The sequence below is a fragment of the Bacillus sp. FSL R5-0593 genome (assembly GCF_038603755.1).
GTDB classification, from domain to species: domain Bacteria; phylum Bacillota; class Bacilli; order Bacillales; family Bacillaceae; genus Bacillus; species Bacillus velezensis.
Genome location: NZ_CP152011.1, coordinates 137,853 through 162,500 on the forward strand (window position 1 = coordinate 137,853; position 24,648 = coordinate 162,500).

Sequence of the window (24,648 nt, forward strand, 5' to 3'; positions counted from 1 at the left end):
ATTCAAAATGGCGATTAAAAAGTATAAACCGACCTCTAACGGACGTCGTGGCATGACAACTTCAGATTTTGCTGAAATCACGACTGACCAGCCGGAAAAATCCTTGCTTGCGCCCCTTCACAAAAAAGGCGGACGTAACAACCAAGGTAAATTGACTGTACGTCACCAAGGTGGCGGACACAAACGCCAATACCGTGTTATCGACTTCAAACGCGATAAAGATGGTATACCTGGACGCGTTGCTACAGTTGAGTACGATCCAAACCGTTCAGCTAACATTGCACTAATCAACTATGTAGACGGAGAAAAACGTTACATTCTTGCACCAAAAGGAATTCAAGTAGGTACTGAAATCATGTCCGGCCCTGAAGCTGACATCAAAGTAGGTAACGCACTTCCGCTTATCAACATCCCTGTTGGTACAGTTGTGCATAACATTGAATTAAAACCTGGTAAAGGCGGACAGCTTGTACGTTCAGCTGGTACATCTGCTCAGGTTCTTGGTAAAGAAGGCAAATACGTTCTTGTACGTCTTAACTCTGGTGAAGTTCGCATGATCCTTTCTGCTTGCCGCGCTTCTATCGGTCAAGTAGGTAACGAGCAGCACGAACTTATCAACGTTGGTAAAGCAGGACGCTCTCGCTGGAAAGGCATCCGCCCTACAGTCCGCGGTTCTGTAATGAACCCTAACGATCACCCGCACGGTGGTGGTGAAGGTCGCGCGCCAATCGGACGCAAATCACCAATGTCTCCTTGGGGCAAACCGACTCTTGGATTCAAGACACGTAAGAAAAAGAACAAATCTGATAAATTTATCGTACGTCGTCGTAAAAATAAATAACGGGGTTGTCTACGGTTCATTTCGGACCGTAGTGCAATCACGAAGGGAGGTTCCAAAATGGCTCGCAGCTTGAAAAAAGGACCATTTGTCGATGGACACTTGATGACAAAAATCGAGAAATTAAATGAAACGGACAAGAAACAAGTTGTAAAAACTTGGTCTCGCCGTTCAACTATTTTCCCACAATTTATCGGTCACACTATCGCAGTATATGACGGACGTAAACACGTGCCTGTATTCATTTCTGAAGACATGGTAGGCCACAAGTTGGGCGAATTCGCACCGACTCGTACTTACAAAGGCCACGCCAGTGACGATAAAAAAACAAGACGCTAAGAGAGGAGGCTTTTAAATGCAAGCTAAAGCTGTTGCAAGAACAGTCCGTATTGCTCCTCGTAAAGCACGTCTAGTAATGGACCTGATTCGAGGTAAGCAAGTAGGCGAAGCAGTATCTATCCTGAACTTAACTCCGAGAGCTGCTTCTCCGATCATCGAAAAAGTTTTAAAATCTGCTATCGCAAATGCTGAGCACAACTACGAGATGGACGCTAACAATCTGGTTATTTCTCAGGCATTTGTTGACGAAGGCCCAACGTTAAAAAGATTCCGCCCGCGTGCTATGGGACGTGCGAGCCAAATCAACAAACGTACGAGCCACATTACAATCGTTGTATCAGAAAAGAAGGAGGGATAAGTAGTGGGTCAAAAGGTAAATCCAGTCGGTCTTCGTATCGGAGTCATTCGTGATTGGGAATCTAAGTGGTACGCTGGTAAAGATTACGCTGACTTCCTGCACGAAGATTTAAAAATTCGTGAATTCATTAGCAAACGCCTTTCTGACGCTTCTGTTTCTAAAGTAGAAATCGAGCGCGCAGCAAACCGCGTTAACATTACGATCCACACTGCTAAGCCTGGTATGGTAATCGGTAAAGGCGGATCTGAAGTTGAAGCACTTCGTAAAGCCCTTAACAGCCTTACTGGCAAGCGTGTACACATTAACATTCTTGAAATCAAAAGAGCAGATCTTGATGCTCAGCTTGTAGCTGACAACATCGCTCGTCAACTAGAAAACCGTATTTCTTTCCGCCGTGCGCAGAAACAACAAATCCAACGCACTATGCGTGCTGGAGCACAAGGTGTGAAAACAATGGTTTCCGGCCGTCTTGGCGGAGCTGACATTGCTCGTTCTGAATACTACAGTGAAGGAACTGTTCCATTGCACACTTTACGTGCTGACATCGACTATGCAACATCTGAAGCTGACACAACTTACGGTAAGCTTGGTGTAAAAGTCTGGATCTATCGTGGAGAGGTTCTTCCTACTAAGAAGAAAACTGAGGAAGGAGGAAAATAATATGTTATTACCAAAACGCGTTAAATATCGCAGAGAGCATCGCGGAAAAATGCGCGGTCGCGCTAAAGGCGGTACTGAAGTACATTTTGGTGAGTACGGTATCCAGGCTCTTGAAGCTTCTTGGATCACAAACCGCCAAATCGAAGCTGCACGTATTGCGATGACTCGTTACATGAAACGTGGCGGTAAAGTTTGGATTAAAATTTTCCCTTCAAAACCTTACACTGCTAAACCGCTTGAGGTACGGATGGGTTCCGGTAAAGGGGCTCCTGAAGGCTGGGTAGCTGTTGTAAAACCGGGCAAAGTTTTATTTGAAATTTCTGGTGTGTCTGAAGAGGTTGCTCGTGAAGCTCTTCGTCTTGCATCTCACAAATTGCCAATTAAAACGAAGTTCGTAAAACGTGAAGAAATTGGTGGTGAATCAAATGAAAGCTAATGAAATTCGTGACCTTACCACTGCTGAAATTGAACAAAAAGTAAAGTCTCTTAAAGAAGAACTTTTCAATCTTCGCTTTCAATTAGCGACAGGACAACTTGAAAATACTGCTCGCATTCGTGAAGTGCGCAAAGCTATCGCGCGCATGAAAACTGTGATTCGTGAAAGAGAAATTGCTGCCAACAAATAATCACTGAGGGGAGGTCGTGAGCATGAGCGAACGTAACCAACGCAAAGTTTACCAAGGCCGTGTTGTTTCTGACAAAATGGATAAAACCATCACTGTTGTTGTTGAAACATACAAAAAGGATCCTATTTACGGTAAACGCGTAAAATACTCAAAGAAATTCAAAGCACATGATGAAAATAACCAAGCTAAAATCGGAGACATCGTAAAGATCATGGAAACTCGTCCATTATCTGCAACTAAGCGTTTTCGTCTAGTAGAAGTTGTCGAAGAAGCTGTTATTATCTAATAAAGTTCGGAATTCTTTTTCCGAAGGGAGGTAACAAATAATGATTCAACAAGAGACTCGTTTAAAAGTTGCTGACAACTCCGGTGCGCGTGAGGTACTTACTATTAAAGTTCTTGGCGGTTCTGGACGTAAAACGGCTAACATTGGTGATGTAATTGTTTGCACGGTTAAACAAGCAACACCAGGAGGCGTTGTCAAAAAAGGTGAAGTCGTAAGAGCTGTTATCGTTCGCACAAAAAGCGGAGCACGCAGAACTGACGGATCATACATCAGCTTCGATGAGAATGCATGTGTTATCATCCGTGACGACAAGAGCCCGCGTGGAACTCGTATCTTCGGACCGGTTGCCCGTGAATTACGTGAAAACAACTTCATGAAAATTGTTTCTCTGGCTCCAGAAGTTATCTAATGAAATAAATGCCTTACTCAAGGAGGTGCGATCAGGATGCATGTGAAAAAAGGCGATAAAGTAATGGTTATCTCTGGTAAAGATAAAGGCAAACAAGGTACGATCCTTGCTGCTTTCCCTAAAAAGGACCGCGTTCTAGTTGAGGGCGTAAACATGGTGAAGAAGCACTCTAAACCAACTCAAGCAAACCCTCAAGGCGGTATTTCTAATCAAGAGGCGCCAATTCATGTATCAAACGTTATGCCGCTCGATCCTAAAACAGGTGAAGTGACTCGCGTAGGATACAAAGTGGAAGATGGCAAAAAAGTTCGTGTTGCAAAAAAATCTGGGCAAGTTTTAGATAAATAGTATTTAAAGGAAGGGAGGTCTATCTCATGAACCGCCTTAAAGAAAAGTACAGTAAAGAAATTTCACCTGCTTTAATGACGAAGTTCAACTACGACTCTGTTATGCAGGTGCCAAAAATCGAAAAAATCGTAATCAACATGGGTGTCGGTGATGCTGTTCAAAACGCAAAAGCAATCGACAGTGCTGTTGAAGAATTAACGTTTATCGCAGGTCAAAAACCTGTCGTTACTCGTGCGAAGAAATCAATTGCTGGATTCCGTCTTCGTGAGGGAATGCCTATCGGTGCGAAAGTAACTCTTCGCGGAGAGCGCATGTATGATTTCCTTGATAAACTTATTTCTGTATCTTTACCGCGTGTACGTGACTTCCGCGGGATTTCTAAGAAATCTTTCGACGGTCGCGGAAACTACACTCTTGGTATTAAAGAACAGTTAATCTTCCCTGAAATTGACTACGATAAAGTAACAAAGGTTCGCGGAATGGACATCGTTATCGTAACGACTGCTAACTCTGACGAAGAGGCTCGTGAGCTATTAACTCAAGTAGGTATGCCGTTCCAGAAATAATCAATGAAAGGGAGGCGAAATCGTGGCTAAAAAGTCAATGATTGCGAAACAACAACGTACACCAAAGTTTAAAGTGCAAGAGTACACTCGCTGTGAACGCTGCGGACGTCCGCACTCAGTCATTCGTAAATTTAAACTTTGCCGTATTTGTTTCCGTGAGCTTGCATATAAAGGACAAATTCCTGGCGTGAAAAAAGCCAGCTGGTAATCCCCAAGAATGGGAAGGAGGTAATTATATAATGGTTATGACAGATCCAATTGCAGATATGCTGACTCGTATTCGCAATGCAAACATGGTACGTCATGAGAAGCTTGAAATTCCTGCTTCTAAATTGAAAAGAGAAATTGCTGACATTTTAAAGCGTGAAGGTTTCATTCGTGACGTTGAGTTCGTAGAAGACAGCAAACAAGGTATCATCCGCGTTTTCTTGAAATACGGACAAAACAACGAGCGCGTTATCACTGGTCTTAAAAGAATCAGCAAACCAGGTTTGCGTGTATACGCTAAATCAAATGAAGTACCTCGCGTACTTAACGGTCTTGGAATCGCGATTATTTCTACATCACAAGGTGTTTTAACGGACAAAGAAGCCCGTGCAAAACAAGCTGGTGGAGAAGTTCTAGCATACGTTTGGTAAGAAGTTTAACAAGAATGGAGGTGTTTTAGTATGTCTCGTGTAGGAAAAAAACTGCTTGAGATCCCTTCTGGAGTTACAGTAACGCTGAACGAAGGCAACACTGTAGCTGTAAAAGGACCAAAAGGAGAATTAACTCGTACTTTCCATCCTGATATGGAAATCAAAATTGAGGACAACGTGCTTACAGTTACTCGTCCTTCTGATCACAAAGAGCACCGTGCACTGCATGGTACGACTCGCAGTCTGCTTGGAAACATGGTTGAAGGCGTATCTAAAGGATTTGAAAGAGGTTTGGAATTAGTCGGTGTCGGTTATCGTGCGGCTAAATCCGGAAACAAACTTGTTTTAAACGTTGGATACTCTCACCCTGTTGAGATCGTTCCTGAAGAGGGCATCGAAATCGAAGTTCCTTCTCAAACTAAAGTAGTTGTAAAAGGTACAGACAAAGAGCGTGTAGGAGCTATCGCTGCTAACATCCGCGCTGTACGTTCTCCAGAGCCTTACAAAGGTAAAGGAATCCGCTACGAAGGTGAAGTTGTTCGCCGTAAAGAAGGTAAATCTGCTAAGTAAGACCGCTTAAAGTGAAGAAAGGAGTGACCTAAGGATGATTACGAAAACTAGCAAAAATGCTGCTCGTCAAAAAAGACATGCCCGTGTTCGTGCTAAACTTTCAGGCACAGCTGAAAGACCTCGTCTGAATGTGTTCCGTTCAAACAAACACATTTATGCTCAAATCATCGATGATGTAAATGGCGTTACACTTGCTAGTGCCTCTACTCTCGATAAAGATTTGAACGTGGAAAGCACTGGTGACAGCGCTGCTGCTGCTAAAGTCGGTGAACTCGTTGCGAAACGCGCTTCTGAGAAAGGTGTTTCTGACGTTGTATTTGACCGCGGCGGATACTTATACCATGGACGTGTAAAAGCTCTGGCCGATGCAGCTCGTGAAGCCGGACTGAAATTTTAATAAAAAAAGGAGGGACACATGATTATGCGTCGTATTGACCCAAGCAAATTAGAGTTAGAAGAACGCTTAGTTACGGTTAACCGCGTAGCGAAAGTTGTTAAAGGTGGTCGTCGTTTCCGTTTCGCAGCTCTAGTCGTTGTCGGTGACAAAAACGGTCACGTAGGTTTCGGTACTGGTAAAGCACAAGAAGTACCTGAAGCAATCCGCAAAGCTGTTGAAGATGCGAAAAAGAATTTGATTGAAGTACCAATGGTTGGAACTACGATTCCACACGAAATCATCGGACGTTTCGGTGCAGGCAATATCTTGTTGAAACCTGCTTCTGAAGGTACTGGAGTTATCGCTGGAGGCCCTGTACGTGCGGTACTTGAGCTTGCTGGCGTTGCTGATATCCTTTCTAAGTCTTTAGGTTCTAACACACCGATCAACATGATCCGTGCAACACTTCAAGGTTTAAGTGAGCTTAAACGTGCCGAAGAGGTTGCGAAGCTTCGTGGAAAATCTGTAGAAGAACTGTTAGGATAAGGAGGGAACATTAATGGCTAAATTAGAAATTACCCTCAAACGCAGTGTAATCGGTCGCCCGGAAGATCAGCGCGTTACTGTAAGAACACTTGGTTTAAAGAAAACAAACCAAACTGTCGTTCATGAAGATAACGCTGCGATCCGCGGTATGATTAATAAAGTATCTCATCTAGTTTCTGTTAAAGAACAATAAAAATAAATTATAGGCTAAGGAGGTGTCCTAATGAAACTTCATGAATTAAAGCCTTCAGAAGGTTCACGTAAAGTACGCAATCGCGTAGGTCGTGGTATTGGTTCTGGTAACGGTAAAACAGCTGGTAAAGGTCACAAAGGTCAAAACGCTCGTTCTGGCGGCGGTGTACGCCCTGGATTCGAGGGGGGACAAATGCCTTTATTCCAACGTCTTCCTAAACGCGGTTTTACAAACATCAACCGTAAGGAATACGCTATTGTGAACGTAGACAAATTGAACGGTTTTGCGGAAGGAACGGAAGTCACTCCTGAACTTCTTCTTGAGACTGGTGTTATTAGCAAACTTAATGCAGGAGTAAAGATTCTTGGCAACGGTAAATTAGAGAAAAAATTAACTGTAAAAGCCAATAAATTCTCTGCTTCTGCGAAAGAAGCTGTTGAAGCTGCTGGCGGTACAGCTGAGGTGATCTAACTTGTTTAAGACAATCTCCAACTTTATGCGTGTGAGTGATATTCGGAATAAAATCATTTTTACATTACTCATGCTTATCGTCTTTCGCATAGGTGCATTTATCCCTGTGCCATATGTAAATGCTCAGGCGTTGCAGACACAAAGTTCGATGGGGGTTTTTGATCTCCTTAATACATTTGGCGGCGGTGCGCTTTATCAGTTCTCCATTTTTGCGATGGGAATTACGCCTTACATCACTGCTTCAATCATCATTCAGCTGCTTCAGATGGATGTTGTGCCGAAGTTTACCGAGTGGTCTAAGCAAGGTGAAGTCGGCCGCCGTAAATTAGCTCAGTTCACGAGATATTTTACGATTGTGCTTGGTTTTATCCAGGCATTAGGTATGTCTTACGGGTTTAACAACCTGGCAAACGGTATGCTGATTGAAAAATCCGGCATATCGACATATCTGATTATTGCTTTAGTACTCACTGGAGGAACTGCTTTTTTAATGTGGCTGGGAGAACAAATTACTTCCAATGGAGTAGGTAACGGAATTTCGATCATCATCTTCGCGGGGATTGTGGCTAGTATTCCGAAAACTGTTGGGCAGATTTATGAGACTCAATTTGTCGGCAGCAGCGATCAGCTGTTTATTCATATTGTAAAAATCGCTTTACTGGTGATTGCGATTTTGGCCGTTATTGTTGGTGTTATTTTCATTCAGCAGGCCGTACGCAAAATCGCGATTCAATATGCAAAAGGGCAAGGTCGTTCACCTGTTGGCGGAGGCCAGTCAACTCACCTTCCGCTTAAAGTGAATCCGGCAGGGGTTATTCCGGTAATCTTTGCGGTTGCGTTTCTTATTACGCCGCGTACTATCGCGTCATTTTTCGGAGAGAACGATGTGACAAAGTGGATTCAAGCCAACTTTGACAATACACATCCGGTGGGCATGGCGGTTTATGTCGCATTAATTATCGCCTTTACGTACTTCTATGCTTTTGTGCAGGTAAACCCTGAACAAATGGCTGATAACCTTAAAAAACAGGGTGGCTATATCCCGGGGGTTCGTCCAGGGAAAATGACTCAAGATAGAATTACGAGCATTTTGTATCGACTTACGTTTGTGGGTTCTATATTCTTAGCCGTGATTTCCATTCTTCCTATCTTTTTCATTCAATTCGCTGGATTGCCTCAAAGTGCACAGATTGGCGGAACATCATTGTTAATTGTCGTCGGGGTAGCCTTGGAGACAATGAAGCAGCTGGAGAGCCAGTTAGTGAAACGTAATTACCGAGGATTTATGAAAAATTAGAGGACTGGTTTTAACCATTCCTCTAAATAAGAGAGGACGGGGGAAATCCGAATGAACTTAGTCTTAATGGGACTTCCTGGAGCCGGTAAAGGCACACAGGGAGAACGAATTGTTGAGGATTATGGGATACCTCATATCTCAACGGGAGATATGTTCCGTGCTGCTATGAAAGAAGAAACACCACTCGGACTCGAAGCAAAGTCTTATATTGATAAAGGCGAGCTCGTACCGGACGAAGTCACAATCGGCATTGTCAAAGAAAGACTAGGCAAAGATGATTGTGAAAGAGGTTTTCTTCTGGACGGATTTCCGCGAACAGTCGCTCAGGCTGAAGCTCTTGAAAACATTCTTGAGGAATACGGCAAGCCGATTGATTATGTCATTAACATTAAAGTAGACAAAGACTCTTTAATGGAACGTTTGACTGGACGCAGAATTTGCAGTGTTTGCGGCACAACCTATCATTTGGTTTTCAATCCGCCGAAAACGCCGGGTGTTTGTGATAAAGACGGAGGAGACCTTTATCAACGGGCAGATGATAATGAGGAAACCGTCTCAAAACGGCTTGAGGTCAACATGAAGCAGACTCAGCCTTTACTCGATTTTTATTCTGAGAAAGGGTATCTTGTCAACGTCAATGGCCAGCAGGACATTAACGACGTGTACAAAGATGTGAAAGAGCTTCTTGGAGGATTGAGCAAATGATTATCTGTAAGACCCCTCGTGAGCTTGGCATCATGCGGGAAGCAGGGCGAATCGTGGCTTTGACTCATGAAGAGATGAAAAAGCACATTAAACCAGGAATCTCGACAAAAGAATTGGATCAAATTGCCGAACGTTTTATTGAGAAGCAGGGTGCAATCCCATCTTTTAAGGGGTATAATGGGTTTCGCGGGAGCATCTGTGTATCAGTTAATGAAGAACTCGTTCACGGAATACCCGGTAAAAGGGTTTTACGTGACGGTGACATTATCAGCATTGATATCGGTGCTAAATTAAATGGTTATCATGGTGACTCTGCTTGGACATATCCGGTAGGAAACATCAGTGATGATGATAAACGACTGCTGGAAGTAACAGAGGAGTCTTTATATAAAGGCTTGAAGGAAGCAAAACCAGGTGAACGTTTGTCGAATATTTCCCACGCAATACAAACGTATGTCGAAAATGAGCAGTTTTCAGTTGTTAGGGAGTATGTCGGACATGGTGTTGGTCAAGACTTGCATGAGGATCCGCAAATTCCTCATTACGGTCCGCCAAACAAAGGACCTAGGCTGAAGCCTGGTATGGTTCTCGCTATAGAACCGATGGTTAACGCTGGCAGCCGATATGTGAAAACATTGGCTGATAACTGGACGGTTGTAACGGTAGATGGGAAAAAGTGTGCTCATTTTGAACATACGATTGCGATTACGGAAACGGGTTTTGATATACTGACAAAAGTCTAGATGATGAAATGAATTCCATGACACATGTTTTTCATTCCGCACCTGGGCAGATTGTAGGTTTACAATTGGTCGGAAGAAAAACCGGCTAGCTGCTGTCATCGGAATGAAGATTCATCATCGTGTACTAAAGCAGACGGAGAAAAGCGTACATTTCATTCTCCTTAGAAAAAGAATATCAATCATTCACCCTTTATGATTGCGTATCTCCGGAAGTTCAGAACAGTATAAACGAAACAGGGCGTGTGACAAACGGATAACTGAGATTTTCTCTTTTGAAATTTGTCAGAGAGCAAGTTACTGATTTGAAGAAGGGAGAACACTTGAATGGCGAAAGACGATGTAATTGAAGTGGAAGGTACGATTGTCGAAACACTGCCAAACGCGATGTTCAAAGTTGAACTCGAAAATGGCCATACGGTTTTGGCTCACGTATCTGGTAAAATCCGCATGCACTTCATTCGCATTTTACCTGGAGACAAAGTTACGGTAGAATTATCTCCATATGACTTAACTCGTGGCAGGATTACGTACCGTTACAAATAAAGCACTCCGGAAACTGAAGGAGGTTGGAAACACATGAAAGTGAGACCATCAGTTAAACCAATCTGCGAGAAATGTAAAGTTATTCGCAGAAAAGGAAAAGTAATGGTGATCTGTGAAAATCCAAAGCATAAACAAAAACAAGGATAATTAATAAGGAGGTGCCCAGAGAATGGCTCGTATTGCTGGTGTAGATATCCCACGTGACAAACGTGTTGTTATTTCTTTAACATATGTCTTCGGAATTGGCCGCACAACGGCTCAGCAAGTCTTGAAAGAGGCTGGTGTTTCTGAAGATACTCGTGTGCGTGATCTTACTGAAGAAGAACTTGGTAAAATCCGTGATGTTATTGACAAACTGAAAGTAGAAGGTGACCTTCGCCGTGAAGTTTCTCTTAACATCAAGCGTCTGATCGAAATCGGAAGCTACCGCGGAATCCGCCATCGCAGAGGTTTGCCTGTTCGCGGACAAAACTCTAAAAACAATGCGCGTACTCGTAAAGGTCCGCGTCGTACTGTAGCTAATAAGAAAAAATAAGTAAGGGAGGTACCTAAACAATGGCTGCTGCTCGTAAACAAAACACGCGTAAACGTCGCGTGAAAAAGAATATTGAGTCAGGAATCGCTCATATTCGTTCAACTTTCAACAACACGATCGTTACGATCACTGATACTCATGGTAATGCTCTTTCTTGGTCAAGTGCCGGAGCTCTAGGATTCAGAGGTTCTCGTAAATCTACTCCTTTTGCTGCGCAAATGGCTGCTGAAACAGCTGCTAAAGGTTCAATCGAACACGGACTTAAAACTCTTGAAGTAACTGTTAAAGGACCAGGTTCTGGCCGTGAAGCTGCAATCCGTGCTTTACAAGCTGCCGGACTTGAAGTTACAGCTATCAGAGACGTAACTCCTGTTCCTCATAATGGATGCCGTCCACCAAAACGTCGCCGCGTGTAATTTGTTTGTATAGATTTTGTGTCCCTGTCAATAATGGGTTATGATACAGTTATTTATGAAACGAATGCACCGACTCGTTGCCTGAGCACATACGGGACTAAACAATGGGGAATTTCGGATGGAATCTCATATGATTCTATTCGAGGTTTCGACGTTTTGAAGGAGGGTTTTAAGTAATGATCGAGATTGAAAAACCAAAAATCGAAACGGTTGAAATCAGCGACGATGCCAAATTTGGTAAGTTTGTCGTAGAGCCGCTTGAGCGTGGATATGGTACAACTCTGGGTAACTCCTTACGTCGTATCCTCTTATCCTCACTCCCTGGTGCCGCTGTAACATCGATCCAGATAGATGGTGTACTGCACGAATTCTCGACAATCGAAGGCGTTGTGGAAGATGTTACAACGATAATCTTGCACATTAAAAAGCTTGCATTGAAAATCTACTCTGATGAAGAGAAGACGCTTGAAATTGATGTACAGGGCGAAGGAACTGTCACAGCAGCTGATATTACACACGACAGCGATGTTGAAATCCTTAATCCGGATCTTCATATCGCGACTCTTGGTGAGAATGCGAGTTTCCGAGTTCGCCTTACTGCACAAAGAGGACGTGGGTATACACCTGCTGATTCGAACAAAAGAGACGATCAGCCAATCGGCGTGATTCCGATCGATTCAATCTTTACGCCAGTTTCTCGTTTATCTTATCAGGTAGAAAACACTCGTGTAGGCCAGGTTGCAAACTATGACAAACTTACACTTGATGTTTGGACTGACGGAAGCACTGGACCGAAGGAAGCAATTGCTCTCGGTTCAAAGATTTTAACTGAACACCTTAATATATTCGTCGGTTTAACTGACGAAGCTCAGCATGCTGAAATCATGGTTGAAAAAGAAGAGGATCAAAAAGAAAAAGTTCTTGAAATGACGATTGAGGAACTTGACCTTTCTGTCCGTTCTTACAACTGCTTGAAGCGTGCGGGCATTAACACGGTTCAAGAACTTGCGAACAAGACGGAAGAAGATATGATGAAAGTTCGCAACCTGGGACGCAAATCACTTGAAGAAGTGAAAGCGAAACTAGAAGAACTTGGACTCGGCCTTCGCAAAGACGATTGATCTAGTTTCCATGTGAACTAGGATTTTCGTGTGTTTTTTATTTAGAAACAGCATTCCATTAAAGGAGGGGACATCACATGTCATACAGAAAACTAGGACGTACGAGTTCACAGCGTAAAGCTATGCTTCGTGATCTTACAACAGATTTGATCATCAACGAAAGAATTGAAACAACTGAAACACGTGCGAAAGAACTTCGCTCTGTTGTTGAAAAGATGATCACTCTTGGTAAGCGCGGTGACTTGCATGCTCGTCGTCAAGCAGCTGCATACATTCGCAACGAGGTTGCTAATGAAGAAAATAACCAAGATGCACTTCAAAAATTATTCTCTGACATTGCAACTCGTTACGAGGAGCGCCAAGGCGGATACACACGTATTATGAAGCTTGGTCCTCGCCGTGGTGACGGTGCACCAATGGCAATCATCGAATTGGTTTAATCACATATTTTTGTGTATCTAAAGAAGGGCGGGACAGTTTCTAACTGGATCTATGCCCTTTTTTTAGATATCAGAACTTTTTATCATGAGACAGAAAAGCAGAGCTATAGCTGAGAGGAGGTCAGGCGCCCGTGGATCAAAAACAGCTTATATCCGTAAAAGACATTCTATTCCGCTACCGCAAAGATGCAGAAAGACCGGCACTGGACGGTGTGAGTCTGGAGGTATACGAAGGAGAATGGCTTGCTATCGTAGGCCACAACGGTTCAGGGAAGTCGACTTTGGCCAGAGCGCTGAACGGACTGATTTTGCCCGAGGCCGGAGAAATTGAAGTCGGCGGCATCAAACTGACTGAGGATACCGTGTGGGATGTGCGAAAAAAAATAGGGATGGTCTTTCAGAATCCCGATAACCAATTTGTCGGAACGACTGTTCGCGATGATGTGGCTTTTGGTTTAGAAAACAATGGTGTTCCGCGCGAAGAAATGATTGAGAGAGTAGATTGGGCTGTCACACAAGTCAATATGCAGGATTTTCTTGATCAAGAGCCGCACCATCTCTCCGGAGGTCAAAAACAAAGAGTGGCGATCGCGGGAATTATTGCCGCGCGTCCTGATATTATGATTTTGGATGAAGCGACATCCATGCTTGACCCGATTGGGAGAGAAGAAGTCCTTGATACTGTCAGACGCTTAAAAGATCAGGGCATGGCCACCGTCATTTCGATAACACATGACCTGGAAGAAGCCGCAAGGGCGGACAGGATCATTGTGATGAACGGCGGCAGGAAATATGCAGAGGGCACGCCTGAAGAGATTTTTAAATTAAACGAAGACTTGGTTCGCATCGGTCTTGATTTGCCTTTCTCATTCCAGCTCAGCCTGCTTTTGAAAGAAAGCGGACTGGCGTTAACGAAAAACCATCTGACTCAGGAAGGGCTGGTGAATGAGCTGTGGACATTAAAATCAAAGATGTAGAACACCGCTATCAAATGAAGACACCGTTTGAACGGCTGGCTCTGTATGATATCAATGCCGTGATAAAAGAGGGCAGCTACGTTGCCGTCATCGGGCATACAGGGTCGGGCAAATCGACGCTCCTGCAGCATTTAAACGGTTTGCTGAAACCGACTAAAGGACAGCTTGAACTCGGGAGCACGATTCTGGCAGCCGGTAAAAAGAATAAAGACCTTAAGACTTTGCGAAAAAAAGTCGGAATCGTTTTCCAATTTCCCGAACATCAGCTGTTTGAAGAGACTGTGCTGAAGGACATCGCATTCGGACCGATGAATTTTGGTGTAAAAAAAGAAGACGCTGAACGGAAAGCAAAAGAAATGCTGGGGCTTGTGGGCCTTCCGGAAGACATTTTGGATCGTTCACCATTTGAGCTCAGCGGCGGCCAGATGCGCAGAGTGGCGATTGCCGGCGTTCTCGCGATGGAGCCGGAAGTGCTGGTTTTGGATGAACCGACGGCCGGTCTTGATCCGAGAGGGCGCCAGGACATTATGGACATGTTCTATGCGCTTCATCAGCGGGGAAACCTGACTACCGTTCTCGTCACCCACAGCATGGAGGACGCCGCCCGTTATGCCGACGAAATGATCGTCATGCACAAAGGGACCATTAAAGCGACGGGGAGTCCGCGTGACTTGTTTGTAAAAGGTGAAGAGATGGCCGAAATGGGACTGGATCTTCCTGAATCGGTGAAGTTTCAGAGACGGCTTGAGAAGGCTCTCGGAGTCAAGTATGAAAAACCCATGCTGACCCTGCAGGATGCCGCCAGTGAAATCAAGGCTTTCTTTCAGGAGGAAAAGGACCAATGATGGACAGCATGATTATCGGAAAGTATGTTCCCGGATCATCGCTTATTCACCGATTGGACCCGCGAACAAAACTTGTCAGCATCTTTCTTTTTGTATGTATCGTTTTTTTGGCAAACAACGTACAGACGTACGCTTTGCTCGGTTTGTTTACATTCGGGGTGATCGCCTTGACTCGCGTGCCGTTCAGCTTTTTGCTGAAGGGGCTTAAGCCGATTATCTGGATTGTGGCGTTTACCTTTTTATTACACATTTTCATGACGCATGAAGGATCTGTCATTTTTCAGCTTGGCTGGTTTAAAGTGTATGAGGGCGGACTTATACAGGGGATTTTTATCTCCCTCCGTTTCGTTTACCTTATCTTTATGACGACGCTGCTGACGCTGACAACAACGCCGATTGAAATAACGGATGGAATGGAGCAGCTCCTGAATCCTTTTAAAAAGGTGAAGCTGCCCGTACACGAACTCGCATTGATGATGTCGATATCATTGCGATTTATCCCGACATTGATGGAAGAGACAGATAAAATCATGAAGGCGCAAATGGCGAGGGGTGCGGACTTTACAAGCGGCCCGGTGAAAGACAGAATCAAAGCGGTTGTTCCGCTGCTTGTCCCGCTGTTTGTCAGCGCCTTTAAACGCGCGGAAGAGCTCGCGGTCGCCATGGAGGCGAGAGGCTACCAGGGCGGTGAGGGGAGAACGAAATACAGAAAGCTCGTCTGGACCGGAAAGGATACCGGAGCTATTCTGCTCATCATCGTATTAGCCGTGTTATTGTTTTTCTTAAGAAGTTAGAGGTGCTGCTGAATGAGAGTGAAATGTACCATTGCTTATGACGGGCATTTATTTAACGGATATCAGGTTCAGCCTGGAAAACGGACCGTTCAAAGTGAATTGGAAAAAGCGCTGGCCGTCATCCATAAAACGGACGGCAGAGTGCCTGTGTACTCATCCGGCCGCACGGACAGCGATGTTCATGCTGCCGGGCAGGTCATTCATTTTGATACACCGCTGTCCATCCCGGCTGAGAAATGGCCGTTTGCGCTCAATGCCCTGCTGCCTGATGATATTGCCGTCAAAACAGCAGAGATTGCGGATGATGGGTTCCATGCACGATTTAGCGCGGTCCAAAAGGAATATCGCTACTTTGTATATACGGAGAAACACCCGGACGTATTTAAACGACATTACGCTTACCATTTTGCATATCCGCTTAATGTGCAGAAAATGAGGGAAGCTTCAAGGCACCTCGTCGGGACACATGATTTCACAAGCTTTTGCGCGGCTGATACCGCGGTTCAGGATAAAGTCAGAACGATTTACGAGCTGGATTGGACTGAGACCGGAGACGGCCTGCAGATGCGGATCACCGGAAACGGTTTTCTCTATAATATGGTCAGAATCATTGCCGGAACGTTATTGGATACAGGAGCTGGAAAATTTTCTCCCGATGATGTAAAAGCAATGCTCGAAGCGAAGGATCGCGAAGCCGCGGGGCGCACCGCACCGGGGCACGGGCTGTATTTATGGAGCGTTTGCTATGACAACTAAACCAGGTGTAACATTTTCTTGACAGAGTCTGCATAAAGTTATAAGATATCATATGGTATGTATTTCAACCCCACGATAAGCCCCGGAACTTATTGTGTTGTGAAATAGAACGTAATCGAAGATTATTGAAAATGACAGATTATTTAGGAGGGAAATTCAATGCGTACAACACCTATGGCTAACGCAAGTACTATTGAACGCAAGTGGTTAGTTGTTGATGCAGCAGGCAAGACTTTAGGACGTCTTTCTACAGAAGTTGCATCTATCCTTCGCGGGAAACACAAACCGACTTACACACCGCACGTTGATACTGGAGATCATGTGATCATCATCAACGCTGAAAAAATCGAGTTAACTGGTAAAAAGTTAACTGACAAAATCTACTACCGTCACACTCAACATCCAGGCGGATTAAAATCAAGAACTGCTCTTGAAATGCGTACAAACTACCCTGAGAAAATGCTTGAGCTTGCTATCAAAGGCATGCTTCCAAAAGGTTCTCTAGGTCGTCAAATGTTCAAGAAATTGAACGTATACCGTGGTTCTGAGCATCCACATGAAGCACAAAAACCTGAAGTTTACGAACTTCGCGGTTAATCAAAAAGGAGGTTACCAATTTGGCACAGGTTCAATATTACGGTACTGGCCGTCGTAAAAGTTCTGTAGCGCGTGTGCGCTTAGTTCCAGGTGAAGGTCGTATCGTCGTTAATAATCGTGAAATCAGCGAGCACATTCCATCTCCAGCTCTAATCGAAGATATCAAACAACCATTAACTTTAACTGAAACAGCTGGTACTTATGATGTTTTAGTAAACGTACATGGAGGCGGCTTATCTGGTCAAGCTGGAGCAATCCGTCATGGTATCGCTCGTGCTTTGCTTGAAGCAGATCCAGAATACCGTGCAACACTTAAACGTGCTGGTCTTCTGACTCGTGACGCTCGTATGAAAGAACGTAAAAAATACGGTCTTAAAGGCGCTCGTCGTGCACCTCAGTTCTCAAAACGTTAATCGTTTTGGATGGCAAAAACCACAACTTCTTGGTTGTGGTTTTTTTGTATTTTTTTCTCATATTCAAGAGGTTATCCGATGTTTTTCTAGAATTGTTTGTTATACTCTATTCATTACCAATAAGGAGCGCAGTTATAATGAATAAGTTAGTCATACATAACAGCAAGGCATGGGATAAAAAAGTCGAAACAGCTAATGAATGGACGGTTGCGGTTGATTCTCATACGATTGGTGAAGCGAAAAAAGGCAATTGGAGCATCAGAATGACCCCCGGAAAAGATGTGCCGGCGGATTGGTTTCCGCCCGTAGACGGTCTGAAGGTTCTTTGTCTCGCTTCAGGAGGAGGACAGCAAGGGCCGGTCCTTGCTGCTGCAGGAGCGGACGTGACCATCTTTGACAATTCGGAAAAACAGCTTGCGCAAGACAGAATGGTTGCCGAGCGGGACGATCTTACGCTTCGGACTGTCAAAGGCAGCATGAATGATCTGAGCTGTTTTGATGATGAGTCATTTGATTTTATCGTGCACCCGGTATCGAATTGCTTTGTTGATACGGTTCTTCCGGTATGGAAAGAAGCTCATCGCGTATTGAAAAAAGGCGGGTCTTTAGTCTCCGGTTTTGTAAATCCCGTCGTGTTCTTATTTGATATGGATTTAGAGCAGGAAGGCGTACTAAAAGTAAAGTATTCCATTCCGTTTTCGGATGAAAAAGATCTGAGTAAGAAAAAGGTAAAGGAACTTATTGATAATCATGAAGCGCTTGAATTCGGCCATACGCTGGAGGATCAAATTAAAGGTCAGATTGACGCAGGCTTCATGGTTGCCGGTTTTTACGAAGACAAAGGCGGCCTCGTGCTGGATGAATACATTAATACATACTCCGTAACAAGAAGCATTAAAATATAAAAACGGCATCCCGTCAGAGGTGCTGTTTTTTTGCGGCTTTTTCCTGCGGACGGCTGATCACATTAGCCGAAACCGGTTCTATTCCAATTTCTCTGGCCCAAACCGACAGTTGTCCCATATGGTGAATCTCATGCGCAAGGATGTGGCGGAGAATATCTTCTTTAGGAAAGGTTTGGTCCATCCAGCCCGGCTTAACAAGATCCGGTCCTTTGCGGGAGACCGCATGAATGACATCCTTCCGATATTGTTCAGACAGCTTTCTGAGATCCTGAATGCTCGTATAGTCAGACTCAGCAGGTAAAACATCATCTTTACCTAAAATGGCACGAGCCCAGCTGATCTCGACATCAATGATATGAAATAAAGTGCGCAAGATGCTCTTCATTCCGCCCATCCGGGTTTTCGTCAGTTCCTCCCGGCTCAGCTTTTCACATATCATAAACCACTCGTCACGCACCGTCCAATTGTATTGAAACAGCTTTTTCATAACGTCACCTCAGCTCTTTCTTCTTCCAGTTAACATAAAACTCCTTCATTTGGGAGGATTTCCACTATCAACAAAGCATGCTTTTTCCCTTTTCCTTTCAAAATAACAGTAAAAAGGAGCGTGGCTGGCAATGGCAGAAGTATTATCTTTTTCAGATGTGAAACGGCAGAAGGATTTTGAGCTTGAGAAGAGTTTACTAAAGGAGCTGTCACTGACGCAGATCATTCAGTCCGTAAAAGCATGTCTTACCCCTTTGTTTCCCTTTCTTCAAGACGAAAACGGCATTCTGAGTGAAGGATGCATAGATTTTGCAATTGAAGCGTATTTATTAGGCGGCCGGTTCGGCGTCTTTGGCTATTATGGTGAGTCTTTGCAGAGGGCAAACGCCCGTTCGGCTGAAGAGGAGGAAGAACTGACGGCCGATTTTTTTGAATATCTTTGCAATTGGACGCATGAGCAATATTCTTCCGTTGAACAAAAAGAAATCTATGAAGCGTCCTGCCGGTTTATCAACAGCTGGTGGACGGAAGGATTTCTGCAAAGAGAAAAACAATGTAAGCTCCGCATGAGGTAATCATAATTTCTTCCCTTGTCCCATACTTATTAATAACGGGGACAAGCGGGAGGGAAAGGTATGACAAAAAAGCTGAAATGGCTCGGTTTTTTACTTGGCTTTATCATATTATTGTGTTTATTCCGGTTTCAATTCCATAATGATGATTCCTGGCGGCCGTGGAGTCTGCCGCTGAGCGGGAAAATCATCTATCTCGATCCGGGACACGGCGGGCCGGACGGAGGCGCCACGGGAGGCAGTCACCTTGAAAAGGACATTACTCTCGAAGTGGCCTCCAGGGTCAGAGACTATTTGCAGGAGCAGGGAGCTTTGGTCATTATGACGCGGGAGACGGATACTGATTTAGCTCCTGAAGGGACGAAAGGCTACAGCAGACGCAAAGCGGAAGATCTGAGAAAGCGCGTGGAAATCATCAACCGTTCAGAGGCGGAGCTTTATATCAGCATTCATCTGAACGCCATACCGTCACCGAGATGGAGCGGCGCCCAAAGCTTCTACTATGGAAAATACGAAGAGAATGAAAAAGTGGCAAAATATATACAGGACGAATTGAGAATCAATTTGGAGAATACAACGAGAAAGGCGAAACGGATACACGGCATTTACTTAATGCAGAATGTAACCAAACCGGGCGCGCTGGTGGAGATCGGATTTCTGTCCAATCCCGCGGAAGCGAAAAGGCTCGGCCAGCCCAAATATCAGGACAAAATCGCTTCTTCCGTGTATAAGGGCGTATTGAGATACTTCACAGAGAAAGGAGACCCTCCCGAGTAAGGAGGGTTTTTCGCCGATTCTATGTTTAATATATGGTATAATACCATTTGTAAACGAATACACAAAGGGTGAGGGTTCGATGATAAGAGAAGATGAAGTAAGAAATATAGTCGGAAACATGCGCGAACCTTTTCTTCATAGACCGCTGGGAGAATTGGATGCCATTAAAGAAGTAAAGATCAAGCCGGAAAAACGGCATGTCAGTGTGAAAATTGCATTGGCAAAAACGGGGACGGCTGAACAGATGGGTATTCAGCAGGAAATCGTATCCGTTCTGAAAGAAGCGGGTGCGGAAACTGTGGGACTGCGGTTTGAAGAGCTGCCGGAAGAAACATTGGCGAAATTCAGCCGGCCGGCTGCTGAAAGCGAAACCCTGCTGAATAGGAAACATCCGCCGTTCTTTCTTGCGGTGGCAAGCGGAAAAGGCGGTGTCGGCAAATCAACGGTTTCCGTCAACCTGGCCATTTCTCTTGCGCGGCTCGGAAAAAAAGTCGGCTTGATCGACGCGGATATATACGGATTCAGCGTGCCGGACATGATGGGTATTACAGTTCGCCCGACAGTAGAAGGAGAAAAACTGCTTCCTGTCGAAAGATTTGGAGTAAAGGTTATGTCGATGGGCTTTTTCGTCGAAGAAAACGCTCCGGTTGTGTGGAGAGGGCCGATGCTGGGCAAGATGCTGAATAACTTCTTCCATGAAGTTGACTGGGGAGAGGTTGACTATATCGTTCTTGATCTGCCGCCCGGCACGGGTGATGTGGCGCTCGATGTACACACGATGCTTCCGAGCTGCAAAGAGATTATCGTATCAACGCCGCACCCTACAGCTGCATTTGTAGCGGCGAGAGCGGGTTCTATGGCGATTAAGACCGATCATGAAGTTGTAGGGGTCATTGAAAATATGGCTTACTATGAAAGTGCAAAAACCGGCGAGAGAGAATATGTGTTCGGTCAAGGCGGGGGAGATAAGCTTGCAGAGGAATTGCAAGTGCCGCTGCTTGGCAGAATTCCTTTAAAGCAGCCTGATTGGGACAAGGATCAGTTCGCGCCTTCTGTCTATGACAGAAGTCATCCGATCGGGGAAATTTATATGGGGATCGCCCAGAAAGTCATTGAAAAAACAGCTGAATAAAAAAGGGGCCGGGATCAACACGGCCCGGCCTTTTATTGGCTTTCTTTTTCAGAGCTTGATGCTGCTTTTTTCAATTCATCCTCGAATTGCTTTTTGAAAAGCGGGCTGGAAAGTGTCTCTGTAATTACATCTTCTAAGTAACTGCGGAACTTTTGGCTTTTCACCAGCTCATAGTATTTTTTATCCATGCCGGGGTCCTGCATGATCTGCATAAAACTTTTCTGATAATCAGGGTCTTTCATCAGTTTTTTTATGATTTTTTCATGCTCGGGCTGAAGAGTTTTTGCAAAGCTCTCGGCGAATTTTGAGTCTTCAAAGATGGTTTTCCAGAACTCCGCCCCTTTTTTAGAGGTGAGGGTTTTCTCTATTGTGCCTTTAATGGCATTTTGATCAATCACCAATGCCTCATTCATCGCATCATCATTTAATATTTCCTTAATTGCCTTTTTTCCATCATCGGTCTTTAATATATCAACAACCATTTTTTTAGTCTGGTCATAATCCATATCCGCTGCTTGGTCTTTTGGAGCACAAGCTGTTACAGATAATAAAACAAAACAGCTTATCAATAGCGTTTTGGCTTTTGACATGCATAAGCTCCTTCCTTACTTGTACTTATTTTTAATATGATTCATCGGAATGGATTTATACATAACAAAATATCGCTGAACGCGATTGTCAGGGGGATGAATAAGAGATGAAAAGCCGCGGGCTTGTTCGATTTTTCTTTTCGATTTTAGCTGTGGGCGCTCTTATTACAAGCGTCGTGGGATTTGCTCTGAAGTGGGGGGAGTACAAGGGGTTCTTTCTGAATTTTGAGGCCGGTCAGATTTTCTCCGTTCTGATCTGGTTTATCGGGGTAGGCATGATTTTCAGTGTGATCAGCCAGATGGGATTCTTCGTTTTTTTGACGGTGCACCGGTTTGCCCTTGAAATTCTCAGATCAAGCTCGCTTTGGAATCTGCTTCAGCTGTTTATCATTTTGTTTGTCGCTTTTGATTTAATGTACGTCAGATTTTTGTTTTTCGGAGAGCGGGATGACTCGATTGCAGGGTTTGTCTGGCTGCCGCTGGCTCTGCTTGCCGTCGGCCTGTTGACGGCATATATAAAACAAAAGCAGTCCTCAAAAAATACGTTCGTTTCATCATTATTTTTAATGGTCGTTATTACAGCGCTTGAATGGGTTCCTGCGCTACGAGTGAATAATGAGGACTGGCTTTATTTGATGCTGATTCCGCTGATGGGCTGCAATGCGTTTCAGCTGCTAATGCTGCCGAAGTTTGCCCAGAGGTAATTATTTCACTTCTGATGACTTGACGTCAGTATTTGCGATCAGGTCGCCGACGGTCACGTTTTTCAGTCCTTTTTGCTTTAAATTGTGAATGATGGCGGGGAGGGCTTCTTCAGTCTGTGTTGCTGAATCAGAGGCGTGCAGCAGAACAATGTCGCCGCCTTTTATATGACTGTTTACATTTTCAATGATTTTATCAGGGCCGGGATTTGTCCAATCCTGCGAGTTAACGCTGTAATGAACCACTGAATAGTGGTACTGCTGTGCAATGGTAAGAACCTTTTTATTAAATTGTCCGGTCGGCGGGCGGAGTAAATGAACATTCTTCACACCCAGCTTTTTAAATGCAGTCTGGGCCCGGAGGATATCTTTTTTTATTTCATTGTCCTCTAGGTTGGTATAATTCTTATACGCATATCCCATGCTGCCGATTTGATGTCCGTCTTTTATCATACGTTCAACTGTGTCCGGGTGCCGTTCCGCCCAAGAAGCTGACAGAAAAAAAGTGGCGTTTTTAATACCGTTTGCTTTTAGCGCGTTCAGAATCGGAACCGCCTTTTCATCGCCCCAGCTGATATCGAATGTTAATGCGACTTCGCCCGCTTTCGTCTCCCCTTTTGAAATAGCCTTCGGGCCGCTATCAGTTAAAAATACAGGAAGGGGGACTGCTCTCTGTATATAAAAAAAGCTGGCTGCTGCAAATGCGGCAATGATAATAATAAGCAGCTGTTTTATCCTTCTGATGTGCCACACGTAGAAGTGATTCACTGATGACGCCTCCTTATCTTGTCCATGCTTGATTACATCGTATGCCGCGGCGGAGATGAATATAACGAAATACGTTTTAAAAAAATGAAAAAAACACTTGCTAAATTTAAAGAATGCATGGTATATTATTAAACGTCGCTGATGAACAGCAGACAACAACAAAAAGCTTCGGAAACAACTTAAAAAAAGTTGTTGACATAAAAGAAGCTGAGTGGTAAGATAATAAAGCTGCTTCAACAAGCGGTAATGATCTTTGAAAACTAAACAAGACAAAACGTACCTGTTAATTCAAAGTTTTAAATAAATCGCACAGCGATGTGCGTAGTCAGTCAAACTACTTTATCGGAGAGTTTGATCCTGGCTCAGGACGAACGCTGGCGGCGTGCCTAATACATGCAAGTCGAGCGGACAGATGGGAGCTTGCTCCCTGATGTTAGCGGCGGACGGGTGAGTAACACGTGGGTAACCTGCCTGTAAGACTGGGATAACTCCGGGAAACCGGGGCTAATACCGGATGGTTGTTTGAACCGCATGGTTCAGACATAAAAGGTGGCTTCGGCTACCACTTACAGATGGACCCGCGGCGCATTAGCTAGTTGGTGAGGTAACGGCTCACCAAGGCGACGATGCGTAGCCGACCTGAGAGGGTGATCGGCCACACTGGGACTGAGACACGGCCCAGACTCCTACGGGAGGCAGCAGTAGGGAATCTTCCGCAATGGACGAAAGTCTGACGGAGCAACGCCGCGTGAGTGATGAAGGTTTTCGGATCGTAAAGCTCTGTTGTTAGGGAAGAACAAGTGCCGTTCAAATAGGGCGGCACCTTGACGGTACCTAACCAGAAAGCCACGGCTAACTACGTGCCAGCAGCCGCGGTAATACGTAGGTGGCAAGCGTTGTCCGGAATTATTGGGCGTAAAGGGCTCGCAGGCGGTTTCTTAAGTCTGATGTGAAAGCCCCCGGCTCAACCGGGGAGGGTCATTGGAAACTGGGGAACTTGAGTGCAGAAGAGGAGAGTGGAATTCCACGTGTAGCGGTGAAATGCGTAGAGATGTGGAGGAACACCAGTGGCGAAGGCGACTCTCTGGTCTGTAACTGACGCTGAGGAGCGAAAGCGTGGGGAGCGAACAGGATTAGATACCCTGGTAGTCCACGCCGTAAACGATGAGTGCTAAGTGTTAGGGGGTTTCCGCCCCTTAGTGCTGCAGCTAACGCATTAAGCACTCCGCCTGGGGAGTACGGTCGCAAGACTGAAACTCAAAGGAATTGACGGGGGCCCGCACAAGCGGTGGAGCATGTGGTTTAATTCGA

40 protein-coding genes, 1 rRNA gene and 1 pseudogene (1 of these 42 cut by a window edge) are annotated in these 24,648 nt (G+C 44.7%); 39 read left to right on the top strand and 3 right to left on the bottom strand.

The genetic code is table 11. The features are described 5' to 3' along the window. The first annotated feature begins 7 nt into the window (after positions 1–7). From rplB to NYE36_RS00910, 34 genes and pseudogenes are all read left to right on the top strand, one after another. Positions 8–841, top strand: coding sequence for a 50S ribosomal protein L2 (gene rplB / locus NYE36_RS00745; protein ID WP_003156470.1), 834 nt, complete (start codon positions 8–10; stop codon positions 839–841). 57 nt (positions 842–898) lie between these two features. Further along, entirely contained in the window at positions 899–1,177 is a 279-nt protein-coding gene (rpsS, locus tag NYE36_RS00750; protein WP_003156472.1) for a 30S ribosomal protein S19, read from the top strand. Between the two features lie 16 nt (positions 1,178–1,193). Next, positions 1,194–1,535 carry a 50S ribosomal protein L22 gene (gene rplV / locus NYE36_RS00755; protein WP_003156475.1) on the top strand — a complete coding sequence of 114 codons (342 nt, stop codon included), beginning with the start codon at positions 1,194–1,196 and terminating at the stop codon, positions 1,533–1,535. A 3-nt stretch (positions 1,536–1,538) separates the two neighbouring features. Next, the gene (gene rpsC / locus NYE36_RS00760; protein ID WP_003156476.1) at positions 1,539–2,195 is read left to right on the top strand and encodes a 30S ribosomal protein S3; all 657 of its coding nucleotides are present in this window, start codon (positions 1,539–1,541) and stop codon (positions 2,193–2,195) included. Between the two features lies 1 nt (position 2,196). Beyond that, complete coding sequence (gene rplP / locus NYE36_RS00765; protein ID WP_003156478.1) at positions 2,197–2,631, top strand: 50S ribosomal protein L16; 435 nt, start codon at positions 2,197–2,199, stop codon at positions 2,629–2,631. Beyond that, positions 2,621–2,821 (top strand): 50S ribosomal protein L29, encoded by a 201-nt coding sequence (gene rpmC / locus NYE36_RS00770; RefSeq protein WP_003156482.1) that lies wholly within the window; start codon positions 2,621–2,623, stop codon positions 2,819–2,821. The genes rplP and rpmC overlap by 11 nt, the downstream gene beginning before the upstream one ends. 22 nt (positions 2,822–2,843) lie before the next feature. After that, positions 2,844–3,107 (top strand): 30S ribosomal protein S17, encoded by a 264-nt coding sequence (gene rpsQ / locus NYE36_RS00775; RefSeq protein WP_003156484.1) that lies wholly within the window; start codon positions 2,844–2,846, stop codon positions 3,105–3,107. A 40-nt stretch (positions 3,108–3,147) separates the two neighbouring features. After that, on the top strand, positions 3,148–3,516 hold the full coding sequence (gene rplN / locus NYE36_RS00780) for a 50S ribosomal protein L14 (RefSeq protein ID WP_007410404.1): 369 nt from the start codon (positions 3,148–3,150) through the stop codon (positions 3,514–3,516). A 36-nt stretch (positions 3,517–3,552) separates the two neighbouring features. Further along, on the top strand, positions 3,553–3,864 hold the full coding sequence (rplX, locus tag NYE36_RS00785) for a 50S ribosomal protein L24 (RefSeq protein ID WP_003156486.1): 312 nt from the start codon (positions 3,553–3,555) through the stop codon (positions 3,862–3,864). A gap of 26 nt (positions 3,865–3,890) precedes the next feature. After that, positions 3,891–4,430, top strand: coding sequence for a 50S ribosomal protein L5 (rplE, locus tag NYE36_RS00790; protein WP_227579172.1), 540 nt, complete (start codon positions 3,891–3,893; stop codon positions 4,428–4,430). 22 nt (positions 4,431–4,452) lie between these two features. Next, complete coding sequence (rpsN, locus tag NYE36_RS00795) at positions 4,453–4,638, top strand: 30S ribosomal protein S14 (RefSeq protein WP_003156488.1); 186 nt, start codon at positions 4,453–4,455, stop codon at positions 4,636–4,638. Between the two features lie 31 nt (positions 4,639–4,669). Further along, entirely contained in the window at positions 4,670–5,068 is a 399-nt protein-coding gene (gene rpsH / locus NYE36_RS00800; protein ID WP_003156489.1) for a 30S ribosomal protein S8, read from the top strand. 30 nt (positions 5,069–5,098) lie between these two features. Continuing rightward, a complete protein-coding gene (gene rplF, locus NYE36_RS00805) occupies positions 5,099–5,638 on the top strand; it encodes a 50S ribosomal protein L6 (RefSeq protein WP_003156490.1) in 540 nt (179 codons plus the stop codon). 34 nt (positions 5,639–5,672) lie between these two features. Next, on the top strand, positions 5,673–6,035 hold the full coding sequence (gene rplR, locus NYE36_RS00810; RefSeq protein WP_003156492.1) for a 50S ribosomal protein L18: 363 nt from the start codon (positions 5,673–5,675) through the stop codon (positions 6,033–6,035). 24 nt (positions 6,036–6,059) lie between these two features. Further along, positions 6,060–6,560 carry a 30S ribosomal protein S5 gene (rpsE, locus tag NYE36_RS00815; RefSeq protein ID WP_003156493.1) on the top strand — a complete coding sequence of 167 codons (501 nt, stop codon included), beginning with the start codon at positions 6,060–6,062 and terminating at the stop codon, positions 6,558–6,560. Between the two features lie 13 nt (positions 6,561–6,573). Next, a complete protein-coding gene (gene rpmD / locus NYE36_RS00820; protein ID WP_003156497.1) occupies positions 6,574–6,753 on the top strand; it encodes a 50S ribosomal protein L30 in 180 nt (59 codons plus the stop codon). Between the two features lie 30 nt (positions 6,754–6,783). After that, entirely contained in the window at positions 6,784–7,224 is a 441-nt protein-coding gene (gene rplO, locus NYE36_RS00825; protein ID WP_003156499.1) for a 50S ribosomal protein L15, read from the top strand. A gap of 1 nt (position 7,225) precedes the next feature. Beyond that, positions 7,226–8,521: a preprotein translocase subunit SecY gene (secY, locus tag NYE36_RS00830; RefSeq protein WP_007410406.1), complete on the top strand. Its 1,296-nt coding sequence runs from the start codon at positions 7,226–7,228 to the stop codon at positions 8,519–8,521. Positions 8,522–8,572: 51 nt separating this feature from the next. Then, on the top strand, positions 8,573–9,226 hold the full coding sequence (locus NYE36_RS00835) for an adenylate kinase (RefSeq protein ID WP_007410407.1): 654 nt from the start codon (positions 8,573–8,575) through the stop codon (positions 9,224–9,226). Further along, positions 9,223–9,969, top strand: coding sequence for a type I methionyl aminopeptidase (map, locus tag NYE36_RS00840; protein WP_007410408.1), 747 nt, complete (start codon positions 9,223–9,225; stop codon positions 9,967–9,969). The genes NYE36_RS00835 and map overlap by 4 nt, the downstream gene beginning before the upstream one ends. A 64-nt stretch (positions 9,970–10,033) precedes the next feature. Then, a pseudogene (locus tag NYE36_RS00845) lies at positions 10,034–10,316 on the top strand (RNA-binding protein). Continuing rightward, entirely contained in the window at positions 10,294–10,512 is a 219-nt protein-coding gene (infA, locus tag NYE36_RS00850; RefSeq protein ID WP_003156508.1) for a translation initiation factor IF-1, read from the top strand. The pseudogene NYE36_RS00845 and the gene infA overlap by 23 nt, the downstream one beginning before the upstream one ends. A gap of 33 nt (positions 10,513–10,545) precedes the next feature. After that, a complete protein-coding gene (gene rpmJ / locus NYE36_RS00855) occupies positions 10,546–10,659 on the top strand; it encodes a 50S ribosomal protein L36 (RefSeq protein WP_003156543.1) in 114 nt (37 codons plus the stop codon). 22 nt (positions 10,660–10,681) lie between these two features. Further along, entirely contained in the window at positions 10,682–11,047 is a 366-nt protein-coding gene (gene rpsM, locus NYE36_RS00860) for a 30S ribosomal protein S13 (RefSeq protein ID WP_003156545.1), read from the top strand. 20 nt (positions 11,048–11,067) lie between these two features. Then, on the top strand, positions 11,068–11,463 hold the full coding sequence (gene rpsK / locus NYE36_RS00865) for a 30S ribosomal protein S11 (protein WP_007410409.1): 396 nt from the start codon (positions 11,068–11,070) through the stop codon (positions 11,461–11,463). A 176-nt stretch (positions 11,464–11,639) separates the two neighbouring features. Further along, the gene (locus NYE36_RS00870; RefSeq protein ID WP_003156549.1) at positions 11,640–12,584 is read left to right on the top strand and encodes a DNA-directed RNA polymerase subunit alpha; all 945 of its coding nucleotides are present in this window, start codon (positions 11,640–11,642) and stop codon (positions 12,582–12,584) included. A 77-nt stretch (positions 12,585–12,661) separates the two neighbouring features. Further along, a complete protein-coding gene (gene rplQ / locus NYE36_RS00875) occupies positions 12,662–13,024 on the top strand; it encodes a 50S ribosomal protein L17 (RefSeq protein ID WP_003156550.1) in 363 nt (120 codons plus the stop codon). Between the two features lie 131 nt (positions 13,025–13,155). Next, positions 13,156–14,001, top strand: a complete 846-nt coding sequence (locus NYE36_RS00880) for an energy-coupling factor ABC transporter ATP-binding protein (protein WP_007615256.1) — start codon at positions 13,156–13,158, stop codon at positions 13,999–14,001. Then, positions 13,977–14,846, top strand: coding sequence for an energy-coupling factor ABC transporter ATP-binding protein (locus NYE36_RS00885; RefSeq protein WP_014416754.1), 870 nt, complete (start codon positions 13,977–13,979; stop codon positions 14,844–14,846). Before NYE36_RS00880 ends, NYE36_RS00885 begins: the two co-directional genes overlap by 25 nt. Beyond that, entirely contained in the window at positions 14,843–15,640 is a 798-nt protein-coding gene (locus tag NYE36_RS00890) for an energy-coupling factor transporter transmembrane protein EcfT (protein WP_014304219.1), read from the top strand. The genes NYE36_RS00885 and NYE36_RS00890 overlap by 4 nt, the downstream gene beginning before the upstream one ends. A gap of 12 nt (positions 15,641–15,652) precedes the next feature. After that, complete coding sequence (gene truA, locus NYE36_RS00895) at positions 15,653–16,396, top strand: tRNA pseudouridine(38-40) synthase TruA (protein WP_015416678.1); 744 nt, start codon at positions 15,653–15,655, stop codon at positions 16,394–16,396. Between the two features lie 159 nt (positions 16,397–16,555). Then, on the top strand, positions 16,556–16,993 hold the full coding sequence (rplM, locus tag NYE36_RS00900; protein WP_003225844.1) for a 50S ribosomal protein L13: 438 nt from the start codon (positions 16,556–16,558) through the stop codon (positions 16,991–16,993). A gap of 20 nt (positions 16,994–17,013) precedes the next feature. After that, the gene (gene rpsI / locus NYE36_RS00905; RefSeq protein WP_003225846.1) at positions 17,014–17,406 is read left to right on the top strand and encodes a 30S ribosomal protein S9; all 393 of its coding nucleotides are present in this window, start codon (positions 17,014–17,016) and stop codon (positions 17,404–17,406) included. A 137-nt stretch (positions 17,407–17,543) separates the two neighbouring features. Then, positions 17,544–18,311: a class I SAM-dependent methyltransferase gene (locus tag NYE36_RS00910; protein WP_015416679.1), complete on the top strand. Its 768-nt coding sequence runs from the start codon at positions 17,544–17,546 to the stop codon at positions 18,309–18,311. 13 nt (positions 18,312–18,324) lie between these two features. On the opposite strand, the gene NYE36_RS00915 is transcribed toward NYE36_RS00910, so the two are convergent. Then, positions 18,325–18,798 carry a DinB family protein gene (locus NYE36_RS00915; protein ID WP_064115707.1) on the bottom strand — a complete coding sequence of 158 codons (474 nt, stop codon included), beginning with the start codon at positions 18,796–18,798 and terminating at the stop codon, positions 18,325–18,327. A 130-nt stretch (positions 18,799–18,928) separates the two neighbouring features. On the opposite strand from NYE36_RS00915, the gene NYE36_RS00920 reads away from it, so the two are divergent. The 3 genes from NYE36_RS00920 (at position 18,929) to NYE36_RS00930 (ending at position 21,278) form a co-directional block, all read left to right on the top strand. Beyond that, positions 18,929–19,372 carry a DUF2521 family protein gene (locus tag NYE36_RS00920; RefSeq protein ID WP_061861089.1) on the top strand — a complete coding sequence of 148 codons (444 nt, stop codon included), beginning with the start codon at positions 18,929–18,931 and terminating at the stop codon, positions 19,370–19,372. Between the two features lie 60 nt (positions 19,373–19,432). Beyond that, positions 19,433–20,146, top strand: coding sequence for an N-acetylmuramoyl-L-alanine amidase CwlD (gene cwlD / locus NYE36_RS00925; RefSeq protein ID WP_007410417.1), 714 nt, complete (start codon positions 19,433–19,435; stop codon positions 20,144–20,146). Between the two features lie 79 nt (positions 20,147–20,225). After that, positions 20,226–21,278: an Mrp/NBP35 family ATP-binding protein gene (locus tag NYE36_RS00930; protein ID WP_094032128.1), complete on the top strand. Its 1,053-nt coding sequence runs from the start codon at positions 20,226–20,228 to the stop codon at positions 21,276–21,278. A gap of 32 nt (positions 21,279–21,310) precedes the next feature. Here the strand turns inward: NYE36_RS00930 and gerD are convergent, their stop codons facing one another. Beyond that, the gene (gene gerD / locus NYE36_RS00935) at positions 21,311–21,868 is read right to left on the bottom strand and encodes a spore germination lipoprotein GerD (RefSeq protein WP_007410419.1); all 558 of its coding nucleotides are present in this window, start codon (positions 21,866–21,868) and stop codon (positions 21,311–21,313) included. 107 nt (positions 21,869–21,975) lie between these two features. Between gerD and kbaA the strand changes: the two genes are divergently transcribed. Further along, positions 21,976–22,572, top strand: a complete 597-nt coding sequence (kbaA, locus tag NYE36_RS00940) for a KinB-signaling pathway activation protein (RefSeq protein WP_007410420.1) — start codon at positions 21,976–21,978, stop codon at positions 22,570–22,572. Here the strand turns inward: kbaA and pdaB are convergent, their stop codons facing one another. Beyond that, entirely contained in the window at positions 22,573–23,337 is a 765-nt protein-coding gene (gene pdaB / locus NYE36_RS00945; protein ID WP_015416681.1) for a polysaccharide deacetylase family sporulation protein PdaB, read from the bottom strand. It abuts the gene before it with no gap. A 339-nt stretch (positions 23,338–23,676) separates the two neighbouring features. On the opposite strand from pdaB, the gene NYE36_RS00950 reads away from it, so the two are divergent. Further along, positions 23,677–24,648, top strand: a 16S ribosomal RNA gene (locus NYE36_RS00950) (it continues 578 nt past the right edge of the window).